This window comes from Rhodococcus sp. UNC23MFCrub1.1 (assembly GCF_000686025.1).
In the GTDB taxonomy this organism is placed as follows: domain Bacteria; phylum Actinomycetota; class Actinomycetes; order Mycobacteriales; family Mycobacteriaceae; genus Rhodococcoides.
On the sequence record NZ_JMLQ01000005.1, the window covers coordinates 141,336 to 153,058 of the forward strand.

The following is an 11,723-nucleotide window of genomic DNA, read 5'->3' on the forward strand; positions in this document are numbered from 1 at the left end:
CTTTTGCACTTCTTGTGCACGCGTCGGGCACGGTGAGTACAGGAGAATCCGGCCGACCCGGCCGGCGCACGACCCTCAGGAGCGACCCCATGCCTCGAACCTCCGTCACGGCCTGCCTGCTGGCGGGGTCCGTCGCCTCGCCCCTGTGCACACAGCGGAGCCACCGACTGGGTTCCGGCCCGTCCTGCGGTACCGCGGACGTCGCGTCCGACGGGATGTTCACCTACTCGCGTACGGCGTCCGTGGACCGGTGGGAGGACGACCCGTCGTCCTTCGGCTCCGATCGCTTCACCATCGTCGTCACCGACGGGGACCACGAGGTGGGGGAGATCGTGATCACGCCGGTGTTGTCCACGAGTGCGACGGAACCGATCACGGCCGTCGGCGTGGTCACCACCGAGGGCACCGTCGTGACGTACGAGCACGACGCGGCGGCGTCCGCACGTCGCCGGCCGCTCACGGAATCGTCTCCTCCGCGGGGGCCGCGCGTGACGGGTGCGCATCATCGACTCGCCGTCGTCCGCTTCGGTACCGAGACCTGCGATCAGACGTTCCAGGTGTTCGTGTCCGACGGTGTCCGCGGCACCACGTCGTACCTGCTCGGCGTCCCCGACGGCCCGCTCGACCGGTGAGACGCCGACGGGGTCGCCGCGGCCGAGTGATCGACCGTGACGACCCCGTCGGGACGTTCGCGAGTGGCTACTGCTCGTCGGAGCCGATGATGAACGCCTCGAGCTGCTGACGAGCGATGTCGTCGGCGAGCTGCTTCGGCGGGCTCTTCATCAGGTACGCGGACGCGGGCACGACAGGTCCGCCGATTCCGCGGTCCTGAGCGATCTTCGCGGCGCGCACGGCGTCGATGATGACGCCGGCGGAGTTCGGGGAGTCCCAGACCTCGAGCTTGTACTCGAGGTTCAGCGGGACGTCACCGAACGCGCGACCCTCGAGGCGGACGTAGGCCCACTTGCGGTCGTCGAGCCAGCCGACGTGATCGGACGGGCCGATGTGCACGTCCTTCGCATTGAACTCACGCTGCAGGTTGGACGTGACGGCCTGCGTCTTCGAGATCTTCTTCGACTCGAGGCGCGTGCGCTCGAGCATGTTGAGGAAGTCCATGTTGCCGCCGACGTTCAGCTGCATCGTGCGATCGAGCTGGACGCCGCGATCCTCGAACAGCTTGGCCATGACGCGGTGGGTGATGGTGGCACCGACCTGGCTCTTGATGTCGTCGCCGACGATGGGCACACCGGCGTCGGTGAACTTCTTGGCCCAGACCGGATCGGACGCGATGAAGACGGGCAGCGCGTTGACGAACGCGACCTTCGCGTCGATGCAGGCCTGAGCGTAGAACTTGTCGGCTTCTTCGGATCCGACGGGCAGGTAGGAGACGAGCACGTCGACCTTCGCGTCACGCAGTGCCTGCGCCACGTCGACCGGCTCCGCGTCGGAGATCTCGATGGTCTCCGAGTAGTACTTGCCGATGCCGTCGAGTGTCGGGCCGCGCTGGACGCTGACGTCGCTCGGGGGCACGTCGGCGATCTTGATGGTGTTGTTCTCGCTGTTGAAGATGGCTTCGGACAGATCGAAGCCGACCTTCTTGGCGTCCACGTCGAACGCGGCGACGAACTCGACGTCGCGGACGTGGTACTTGCCGAACTTCACGTGCATGAGGCCGGGAACGGTGGTGTTCTCGTCGGCGTCCTTGTAGTACTGCACGCCCTGAACCAGGGACGACGCGCAGTTACCCACGCCCACAATGGCCACGCGCACCGCAGTGCTGTTGTCACTCATGGTCGGGTTCTCCTTCTTTTCCGTATCGGGTGGCCGGAGCCGACGTGCTCTCCGGGTGTGCCACGGCCGAGGTGTCGGTCGTGGGTGCGGGCGGTGGACTCTCCGAAGTGATCGCCATTGCCTCGGCAGCGATCAATTCGTTGAGCCACCGCACTTCGCGCTCGCTCGACTCGAGGCCGAGCTGATGCAATCCGCGCGTGTACCTGTCCAACGACCCACTTGCTCGGCCGATGGCGTCGCGGAGCCCCTCACGGCGCTCCTCGACCTGGCGACGCCGACCTTCGAGTATCCGCATCCGCGCCTCAGCGGGGGTGCGCCCGAAAAAGGCCAGGTGTACGCCGAATCCATCATCTGTGTAGTTCTGCGGACCCGTGTCCGCGACCAGCTCGGTGAACCGAGCTCGGCCGGCCGGCGTGAGTTCGTAGACACGACGTGCCCGACGCTTGACGGCGCCCTGGACTCCGGGGTTCTCGACGATGAGCCCGTCCGCCTGCATACGACGCAAGGTGGGGTAGAGCGAACCGTACGAGAAGGCCCGGAAGGCACCGAGAAGTCCGGTGAGTCGCTTACGAAGCTCGTAACCGTGCATGGGTGTCTCCAGGAGCAGGCCGAGGATCGCCAGTTCGAGCATGTGCGGTCCCCTTCCTGTTCCGACCCGAGTCCGCGTCGAGATGACGCTCGCTCACTATAACCGCCACATGTATCGGGCCGATATATGGGGGTACATGTAACTGTCGAGAACATGAACACGGGCCCCGTCAGGGATGGTGGGGGCTGACCCGCGTGACCTCACCGGCCAGGGTGGCCTGCAGGTATCCACCGCGGCCGTCCGCATCCGCGGCGTAGACCAGTACCTCCGGCACTCCCTCGTTGCGCACGATCACGTGGGTGACCGACGCGTCCGGTACCTCGACGAACGACGCGGACCCCGCCATCAGGCCCGCCAGTGCCGCGACGTCGAGCGCGGTGAGGTCGAAGGGCAGCTCGTCCGTCTCCCTCGGGCTCGTGTCGGTGGACTCCTCGAAGCCGCCGCGGACCGACACGTCGCGCACGCGGTTGCTCTCGGCGAGGCGGGTCAGAGAGGCGCGATCGTCCGACGGGTACAGCACCAACTCGGTGACCTCGGGGTCGCCGAATCGTGTGATCCACCGGTCGCGGAAGTCGGCCAGGCCCTCCGGGGTGTCGAACACGAAGGGTCGCGCGACGATCGGCGTCACGGTGCCCGCGGCCGTCGCTCCCGGGCCGACGGACGACGACGGAGCCGCGACGCTCGGCGACGACGGCGCATCGGATCCGCGGACCGCCAGCACGACGGCGAGTCCGAGGACGAGGACCACGACGAGCAGACCCACGATCACCGGGCGCCGGGACGGTCCGGGTGCGGGCCGTATCGCCTCGGGCAGCGGTACGTCCGCCTGCAGATCGGCGGCCAACGCGTGGAGATCGCCCAGTGTCGTCGCCGTTCTCGCCGCCGCCACCCGTGACCGGTGCTCGTCGAATGTCAGCTGCCCGTCCGCGTACGCGGTGTCGAGAGCGGTCGCGACCACGGCGCGATCGATGTCACGGGCGCGCAGTCGTCGATCCTGTCCGGTCGCCATCGTCGTCTCCTACGCGGTCGGATCGAACGGGGTGACGCTGAGGAAGTCGCCCGACAGGGACGCCTCGAGGTATCCGTCCTCGTTCGCGGCCTCGTTGCTCGCGTGCAGGCTGATCGCGGGGCCGGCGCCGGTGTTCCGGACGAACAGGTACAGCGAGTCGATCTCGGCGATGTTCAGGCTCGCGCCGGCGCCCAGGACCAATCCGCCGAGCACGCCGGGGCCCAGGTCGGCGAGGTCGACGATCGCCGTCTCTCGGTCCCTGTCCGCGTCGTCCGACTGTCTCCACTCGCCGTCGCGGTACTGATAACGCCTCTCCCGGCCCGGATCGTCGGGACTCGGCGCCCTCAGCAGCGCGTACTCGGAGTAGAACATCAGCTCGTCGACGACGGTGGTTCCCAGCAGGATGCCCGTCGACGCCACGATGTCGTCCATCGCGCGCGGTTCGAGGTAGCCGGCCGAGCCGTAGGTGCCGGTCGCGCTGTCGTCGGACGCACAGGCGCGGACACCGAGGAACAGGAGTGCGGCGACGACCAGGAGAACGGCCCACCGGATCACCGCGCTCAGCACGCTCGGCCGACCCCGACGGGAGAGCCCCGCGGCTGCCGTCCCGGGCGACGCCATCGGAGCCAAATCCGACTCGCCCTGCAGATCGCCGATCAGATCGTGGAGGTCCTCGAGCGCACGTGCATCGGTGGCGAGGGCGATACGGGTGGCGTGCTCCTCGGCGTCGATCTGGCCGTCCGCGAGCGCACGGTCCAGCGCGGCGCACGCGTGCACTCTGTCCTGGTCACGCGCTCTGACACCCACAGATCGGACCGTCGGCATCGCCAGATGGTAGGCCCGTGGACCGGGTCCCTCAAGTGCTCCGGCTCCACGGCTCCGCTCCAGCGCACGGGACGGGGTCGAGCACCACCCCACCTCGACGGCGCACGTACTCTGGTCACCGTGAGATCACAGCGGCAGGTGGTGGACTACGCGTTGCAGCGCAAGTCGCTGCTCGCCGAGGTCTACTCCGGACGAACGGCGATGGCCCAGGTCTGCGACGCCGATCCCTACCTCCTCCGAGCGGCGAAGTTCCACGGTCGGCCGTCCACCGTGGCGTGCCCCATCTGCCGGAAGGAGCAGCTCACGCTGGTCTCCTGGGTGTTCGGGGAGAAGCTCGGGACGATGAACGGCTCGGCCCGGACCGCGGACGAGCTCACCCGCCTCGCCGGCACGCAGGAGGAGTTCTCCGTGCACGTCGTCGAGGTCTGCCGAACCTGCAGTTGGAACCACCTCGTGCAGTCGTACGTCCTGGGCGCCGTTCCGGCGCCCAGGAGCCCCCGCACACGCTCCGCCTCCCGCCGACGCACGGCCAGTGAGTGACGGACGCAGGTCGTCGGCGGTACCGTCCGTCGGTGGTCCCCCGCGCAACCGAGTCGAACGAGCCCGACGCACACGTGACCGTCGCCACCTGGTCACACGTGCGTCCTGACAGTGGAGTACGTGAGTGAGTTCCCCCTACGACAGTTCCGGTGACGATCGCGGGCGTCCGTCCGGCCGCCACGGTCGACCCGACGGGCCCGGGGAACCACCGCGTCACGGGCGCCCGAGCCACGAGCCGGTCCGCGATCCCCAGCAGCGGCCGTCGGGCCCACCCCCACCGCGTGCGCCTCGCCGGGACGGCCCCGGTGGTCCCCCGCCGAGCTGGCCGCCGGCCGATCACCCGCGGCGCCCGGCCTACGGTCCGCCGTCCTACGACGATCGTGGACCGGACACCACCCAAATTCCCCCGACCGCGCCTCCGCCGCGGTCGCAGGCGTTCTCGCAGCCGCGCCCGTACTCGGACGATCCACGGGCGACCGACGTTCCACCCTCCCGGCCCGTGACGTCCCACTCGCGTGGCGACGCCGACGGTGACCGGGACCGGTTCGGTGGAGGACCCACCGAACCGCCATCAGGAGGTACTGCCACGAAGACGAAGAAGAAGTCGAAGTGGAAGGTCCTGCGGCGCACGCTGTACGGCTTGATCGCGCTGGGCATGGTCGTTCCGGTCCTGGTGTTCATGGTCGCGTACGTCGTCGAGGACGTTCCGCGCCCCGGTGACATCAAGACCAACCAGGTCGCCACCGTCCTCGCGTCGGACGGAACGTCCGTCCTCGGCACGGTGGTCCCTCCCGAGGGCAACCGCACCGACGTCGAGATCGGACAGATCCCCGAGCACGTCCGCAACGCGGTGTTGTCGGCCGAGGATCGCGACTTCTACTCCAACCCCGGATTCTCGGTCACCGGCTTCGCACGCGCCGCTCGCGACAATGTGCTCGGGCGCGACAGCGCCGGTGGTGGATCCACCATCACGCAGCAGTACGTGAAGAACGCGCTCGTGGGGTCCGAGCGGACGCTCACCCGCAAGATGCGCGAGCTGGTCATCTCCTCGAAGATGGCGCGTCAGTGGACCAAGGACGACATCCTCGCCGCGTACCTCAACACCATCTACTTCGGCCGCGGCGCGTACGGCATCGCGGCGGCGTCGAAGGCGTACTTCGACAAGCCCGTCGAGCAGTTGAGCGTCGAGGAGGGTGCCGTGCTCGCGGCCACCATCCAGCAGCCCTCCGGACTCGATCCGGAGAACAACCCGACGGGTGCGCAGAGCCGCTGGAACTACGTCCTCGACGGCATGGTCACGATGGGTGCGCTCGATCAGACCCAGCGTCAGGCGATGCAGTACCCGCAGTGGCGACCGCTCGCCTCGGTGGACAGCGGCGACGCCGCCGACGCCGGCCCGAACGGACTGATCAAGAACCAGGTGCTCAAGGAGCTCACCGCGTCGGGCATCAGTGAGCAGGACCTGAACACCGCCGGACTGCAGATCACCACGACGATCGATCCGCAGGATCAGCAGGCCGCCATCGACGCCGTGAACTCCAACATGGAGGGTGAACCGTCCGAGCTGCGCACGGCGTCGGTGTCGATCGACCCCCGCACCGGTGCGGTGCGCTCGTACTACGGCGGTGTCGACGGCCGCGGCTTCGACTTCGCGCAGTCCGGCCTGCAGACCGGTTCGTCGTTCAAGGTCTTCGGCCTGGCGGCGGCTCTGGATCAGGGCATCCCGCTGTCGCAGATGTACGACAGCTCGCCGCTGACGGTCAACGGCATCTCCATCGGCAACGTCGAGGGCGAGTCCTGCGGCACCTGCACCATTGCCGAGGCGCTCAAGCGGTCGCTCAACACGAGCTTCTACCGGTTGCAGCTCAGCCTCGACGGCGGCCCGCAGGCAGTGGCCGACATGGCCCACCGACTCGGTATCCCGACCGAGGTCGAGGGCATCGGCGAGACCCTGACCGAGCCGAACGGCGCCGGCCCCAACAACGGCATCGTGCTCGGGCAGTACCAGTCTCGTGTCATCGACATGGCCAGCGCGTACGCGACGCTCGCCGCATCGGGTACCTACCACGCACCGCACTTCGTGCAGAAGGTCGTGACGGCCGACGGCACCGTGTTGCTCGATCGCGGAGCGGACCCCGGCGAGCAGCGGGTCGACCCTGCCGTCGCGGACAACGTCACGGCGGCCATGCGTCCCATCGCGGGCTACTCGAACGGCCACAACCTGGCCGAGGGACGCGCCTCCGCCGCGAAGACCGGCACCGCGCAGCTCGGTGACACCGGCGAGAACAAGGACGCCTGGATGGTCGGGTACACGCCGTCTCTGGCGACGGCCGTGTGGGTCGGTACCGAGCAGGGCCTCCCGCTGGAGAACAGCTACGGGGGACCCATCTACGGCTCCGGACTTCCGTCGGACATCTGGAAGGACACGCTCGACGCGTCCCTCGAGGGCTCGCCCGTCGAGTCGTTCCCTGCACCGGGTGCGATCGCCGGCCAGGCCGGTGTGCCGCAGTACTCGGCACCCGCGCCGACACGGACCGCGGCGCCGCCCACATCCTCTTCCGCAGCGCCGGAGCCCACGACGCCGGAGCCCGTCGCTCCGCCGGTCGTCGTCCCGTCGCAGGTCGAGATCTTGCCGGGCATCACCATTCCGGTTCCCGGTCTGGCCCCGGCGCCGGCGGAACCTTCCGCCGTCACCCCGCCCGACGACGGGGCGGCTCCGGAGCCGGCCACGCCGCCCGGCGGCTAGGGGTGACGGGCAGGCCGGAGGCCGGTCGGGACGACTCGTCCGACGAGTTGTTGGCGAGTCCGGGTGAGTTGGCGACGGATCGACGCTCCGCTCGTCGGCGCGATCGGCCGAGTCTGACCGACCCCATGGTTGCGGAGTTGTCGACGGTGGTCGGCGGCCCCGTCGGCAAGCACGCATTGGTGGGGCGGCAGCGCCACATCACGCCACTGCGCGTGATCTTCGCGTTCACGGTCGTGTTTCTCGCGCTGGGCTGGTTCGGCAAGGCCGCGTGCATCCAGCAGGCCCCGAACGGCCCCGGCGGCGAGCTGGGACTCGACTGGAGCGGGAGCCGTCAGTACGTCGCGATGTGCTACTCCGACGTGGTCCCCCTCTACGGCGCGGAGCGCCTCGATCAGGGCGCGTTCCCGTACAAGAAGTCGTGGGAGGAAACGGGTTCCGACGGTTCCACGATCACCCGGTACATGGAGTATCCGGTGGTGGCGGGGCTGTACCAGTACGTGTCGATGCAGGTGGCCCACGCGTGGTCTGCGGTCCCGTGGTTGCCGCAGGCGCTCACGGTCGCGCTGTATTTCAACGTGGTGGCGTTCGGCTCCGCCCTCGCCTGGATCGTGACGATCTGGGCGACCACGATGTTGGCGGGACGTCGGGTGTGGGACGCCGCGCTGGCCGCGTGTTCCCCTCTGGTGATCGTGCACGTCTTCACCAACTTCGACGCCCTCGCAACGGCATTCGCCTCCGGTGGGTTGCTGGCGTGGGCGCGACGCAGGCCGGTGCTGGCCGGTGTCCTGCTCGGCATCGGGGGCGCGACGAAGCTCTACCCGCTGTTCCTGCTCGGTCCGCTCCTCGTGCTGTGCATCCGCACGGGGAACATCAGGGACTGGTCGCGGACCACGGCGGCGGCGCTCTCGGCGTGGGTTCTGGTCAATCTGCCCATCGCACTGCTGTTTCCGCGTGGCTGGTCGGAGTTCTTCCGACTGAACTCCGACCGCGGCGCCGATCCGGACTCGCTCTACAACGTGGCCCGGTCGTTCACCGGCTGGGCCGGATTCGACGGCCCGCTCGGTCCCGGCGAGAAGCCGGTGATCCTCAATCTCGTGACGGCGCTGCTCTTCGTGGTCGTGTGCCTCGCCATCGGCTGGGTGGCGCTGACGGCTCCGCGGCGTCCTCGCCTGATGCAGCTGTGTTTCCTCGTGGTCGCCGGTTTCCTGCTGACGAACAAGGTGTGGAGTCCGCAGTACTCCTTGTGGCTGGTGCCGCTCGCGGTCCTGGCTCTGCCGCACCGGCGAATCCTGTTGGCGTGGATGACCATCGACGCACTCGTCTGGGTTCCGCGGATGATGTACTACCTGGGCGTGGCCGACAAGGGTCTGCCCGAGCAGTACTTCACGGCGACCGTCCTGGTGCGCGATCTCGCCGTCGTCGGATTGTGTGTCCTGGTGGTGCGGCAGATCTACCGGCCGGTGGACGATCTGGTGCGTCGCAGCGGCGACGACGATCCGGCCGGTGGTGTGCTCGACGGAGCACCCGACGCGTACCCGTCGTGGGTGCCGGCGATGGTGCGTCCGCGGCCCGTCGAGGTTCCGATCGCGGATGCGGCGCCACCGCCTAGGGCACCACGGTCACCGGCCACCGACCCAGCTTGACCAGTCGGACGGCGACGGAGCCGAAGATGCGGTGCCCGGCAGACTCGGACGTGCCCACGACGATCGCGTCGGCACGCAGTTCGTCGCCGACGGCGGCGAGTCCCATCGCCGGGTCGCCGCGGAACGTCCGGAACTCCCAGTTCACGTGCTGGTGCTCGCCGAAACGCACCACGTGGTCGCGGATCTCGGTGAGCAGCTGGTCCGCCACCTGGCTCCCCGAGTCGTAGACCACGCCGCTCGCCTGCGCGAAGGCGCCGGCCGCCAGCGTCTGCACGTAGACCAGCACGAGCTTGGAGTGCTGCCGGCGCGCCAGTCCGGCGGCGTACGCGGCCGCCCGCCAGGAGGAGTCGGAGCCGTCGAGGCCCACGACGATCAGCTTGGGGCCGTCCACTCCGTACTCGAAGACGGAGGGATCGTTCGACGAGGTCACGACCCGAGCCTACGACTCCTCGTCAGGAGAGGTACGGACGGAGCTGCGGCAACGCTTCGCCCGCGTGCTTGGCGTTGATGCCGTCGCCGATCGCCTGCAGCTTCCACTCGCTCCCGGCTCGGTACACCTTGGCCATGACCAGCCCGGTGAACGGCATGCCGCCCTGCAGCGTGAAGCGTGCCAGCTCGGTGTTGATCGTGTTGTCGACCAGGCGGGTGAAGGCGTTCGCCACCTGCTCGAAGGTCTGCCCGCGGTACGAGGTCACGATGAAGACGATCGAACTCACATGGGCGGGCACCCGCGTCAGGTCCACCGTGATCACCTCGTCGTCGCCCTCGCCCTCGCCGGTGAGGTTGTCGCCCTGGTGGACGATCGACCCGTCCTTCGACCGCAGCTGGCCGAAGTAGACGACGTCGGCGTGCTTGTCGCCGGAGAACATCAGCGCCGAGGCGTCGAGATCGACGTCCGCGCTGCGCCCGCCTCCGAAGAAGCCGGCCTTCTTGATGGGGTCCCAACCGAGGCCCATGCGGATGGTGGTCAGTGCGACGCCACCGTCCTTCTTCAGCGTCACCTTCTGACCCTTGGTGAGGCTGACGGGCCGAGCCTTCGTCAGGCTCACCTCGGCGGGGGCCGCGGGCGCAGAAGGTGCCGGGGGTGCCGCGGGCGGCGGCGTGGGGGCCGGCGGAGGTGTGGGAGCGGCAGGCGGAGGTGTGGGTGCAGCAGGCGCAGGCGCCGCTGCGGGAGCGTCGTCCACCGAGACCCCGTGGTCACCGACGAGAGCGGCGAACCCGCCCGCGTAACCCTGGCCCACGGCACGGACCTTCCAGCCGTCGCCGCGCCGGTACAGCTCGAGCGCGATGACGATGGACTCCGTCGTGAGGCCGTCCACGGTGTACGAGTAGAGCGTCGCACCGGTGCCGCCGTCGATCACGTGGGCGGTGGGCGCGGAGACGCGTCCGAAGCTGCTCGACGAGTCGTCGAGCGTGACGACGACTCGGATCTGCGTGATGTCGGCCGGGACCGCGGCGAGGGTCACGGCGACTTCCTGCGGCCCACCCTGGCCCGGAACCAGCTGCACACCGGGGCCGGAGGGCTGGTTGAAGAAGACGAAGTCGGCGTCGGAGCGAACCTTGCCGCTGTCGGTGACGAGCAGGGCGGAGATGTCCGCCGGTGCGGTCAGCTCGAGACCGATGCGAACGGTGGCGGTGGACAGAGGAGCATTCTGTCCCTTGGTCAACGGCTGTGCAGCCACGTCTCGTCCTCTTCCGGGGTGGTCGGGTACGTCCGAATTCAGCGTACGTGTGTCGGCGGGGCAGCGGCGGAGCCCGACGTGCCGGCCGTTGCCCGGAACCAGTGCAGGATCTCCTCGCTCGCAGCACCGCCGGACCGTTCGGTGACCACGAGCCCGGGGGCGTCCCACTGCAGCAGTTCCAGTTCACCGTGCCGCGGACGGATGGCGGCGGTCGCGGCACGAAGCATCTCCGCGTCGAGGGCGCCGTCCCCGGCGGCGAGCACCGGGGCGTCGGCCTCCAGCGTTCCCGCGTTCACGCACCGTCGGCGCACCTCGGCGACGGCATGCGACTTGCACACCGCGTCGGGCATCGCATAGACCTTGCGGCCCTGCCGGGACACGCCCCAGCCGCGCTCGGTGCACCAGTGTGCGAATTCGTCGACGAAACCCTCGGGCATCGTCTCCACGTTCACGACGAGGTAGCAGAACAGTTCGTCCGCCGTCCTTTGCGTGAGCACCCACGAGTCGTCGCCCCGCCGTGTCATCTCCGCGGTCACCTCCGCGAGCGGCACCGCGGACCCGGCGACGGCGTCCTCGACGGCGCGGCGCCAGTCGAGATCCGGCTCACCGTCGACGAGGATGGTGGCCCCGTTGGTCGTGATCGCGTGCCGCCAGGGTGCTCCCGGCAGGGCGATGCGTCGGAACTGCTCGACGGTGCGCGTCGTGGTCGGCACCACCACCACCTCGGACGCGAGGCTGGTGAGCAGGTCCGCGGCGCGTGTGGTCATGTACGACAGCGGAGCGCCCTCGTAGTACTCGACGCAGCGCACGTCGTCGTCCTGTCCGTCCGTGCGACCCTCCGCCAAGGCGGCGGCGCTGTAGATCATCGTGCGGTCGAGATCGGTCGCGACCAGTGCGG

Annotated in this window: 11 protein-coding genes; 4 read left to right on the forward strand and 7 right to left on the reverse strand. The window is 69.1% G+C overall.

Going from position 1 to position 11,723, the window contains the following annotated elements; all coding sequences use genetic code 11:
- Positions 1–89 precede the first annotated feature (89 nt).
- On the forward strand, positions 90–632 hold the full coding sequence (locus BR07_RS0114125) for a hypothetical protein (protein ID WP_027506002.1): 543 nt from the start codon (positions 90–92) through the stop codon (positions 630–632).
- Positions 633–699: 67 nt separating this feature from the next.
- On the opposite strand, the gene BR07_RS0114130 is transcribed toward BR07_RS0114125, so the two are convergent.
- The 4 genes from BR07_RS0114130 to BR07_RS24640 all read right to left on the reverse strand — a co-directional run bounded on the left by BR07_RS0114130 (position 700) and on the right by BR07_RS24640 (position 4,214).
- Entirely contained in the window at positions 700–1,791 is a 1,092-nt protein-coding gene (locus BR07_RS0114130; RefSeq protein WP_027506003.1) for an inositol-3-phosphate synthase, read from the reverse strand.
- Positions 1,784–2,422, reverse strand: coding sequence for a PadR family transcriptional regulator (locus BR07_RS0114135; RefSeq protein ID WP_027506004.1), 639 nt, complete (start codon positions 2,420–2,422; stop codon positions 1,784–1,786). The genes BR07_RS0114130 and BR07_RS0114135 overlap by 8 nt, the downstream gene beginning before the upstream one ends.
- Before the next feature lie 127 nt (positions 2,423–2,549).
- Positions 2,550–3,389, reverse strand: coding sequence for a DUF1707 SHOCT-like domain-containing protein (locus tag BR07_RS0114140; RefSeq protein WP_027506005.1), 840 nt, complete (start codon positions 3,387–3,389; stop codon positions 2,550–2,552).
- A gap of 9 nt (positions 3,390–3,398) precedes the next feature.
- Positions 3,399–4,214, reverse strand: coding sequence for a DUF1707 SHOCT-like domain-containing protein (locus BR07_RS24640; protein ID WP_081821308.1), 816 nt, complete (start codon positions 4,212–4,214; stop codon positions 3,399–3,401).
- Between the two features lie 120 nt (positions 4,215–4,334).
- On the opposite strand from BR07_RS24640, the gene BR07_RS0114150 reads away from it, so the two are divergent.
- The 3 genes from BR07_RS0114150 (at position 4,335) to BR07_RS24645 (ending at position 9,143) form a co-directional block, all read left to right on the forward strand.
- Positions 4,335–4,754, forward strand: coding sequence for a DUF5318 domain-containing protein (locus tag BR07_RS0114150; RefSeq protein ID WP_081821309.1), 420 nt, complete (start codon positions 4,335–4,337; stop codon positions 4,752–4,754).
- 655 nt (positions 4,755–5,409) lie between these two features.
- The gene (locus BR07_RS0114155) at positions 5,410–7,500 is read left to right on the forward strand and encodes a transglycosylase domain-containing protein (RefSeq protein ID WP_081821327.1); all 2,091 of its coding nucleotides are present in this window, start codon (positions 5,410–5,412) and stop codon (positions 7,498–7,500) included.
- A 125-nt stretch (positions 7,501–7,625) separates the two neighbouring features.
- Complete coding sequence (locus tag BR07_RS24645; protein ID WP_081821328.1) at positions 7,626–9,143, forward strand: glycosyltransferase family 87 protein; 1,518 nt, start codon at positions 7,626–7,628, stop codon at positions 9,141–9,143.
- Here the strand turns inward: BR07_RS24645 and BR07_RS0114165 are convergent.
- From BR07_RS0114165 to BR07_RS0114175, 3 genes are read right to left on the reverse strand one after another with little or no spacing between them, the layout of a single operon-like run.
- Complete coding sequence (locus BR07_RS0114165) at positions 9,106–9,573, reverse strand: universal stress protein (protein ID WP_027506008.1); 468 nt, start codon at positions 9,571–9,573, stop codon at positions 9,106–9,108. The two genes, BR07_RS24645 and BR07_RS0114165, sit on opposite strands and share 38 nt — an antisense overlap.
- Before the next feature lie 22 nt (positions 9,574–9,595).
- Positions 9,596–10,825, reverse strand: coding sequence for a TerD family protein (locus tag BR07_RS0114170; protein WP_231476359.1), 1,230 nt, complete (start codon positions 10,823–10,825; stop codon positions 9,596–9,598).
- A gap of 38 nt (positions 10,826–10,863) precedes the next feature.
- Complete coding sequence (locus BR07_RS0114175) at positions 10,864–11,691, reverse strand: hypothetical protein (RefSeq protein ID WP_051613428.1); 828 nt, start codon at positions 11,689–11,691, stop codon at positions 10,864–10,866.
- Positions 11,692–11,723: the final 32 nt, after the last annotated feature.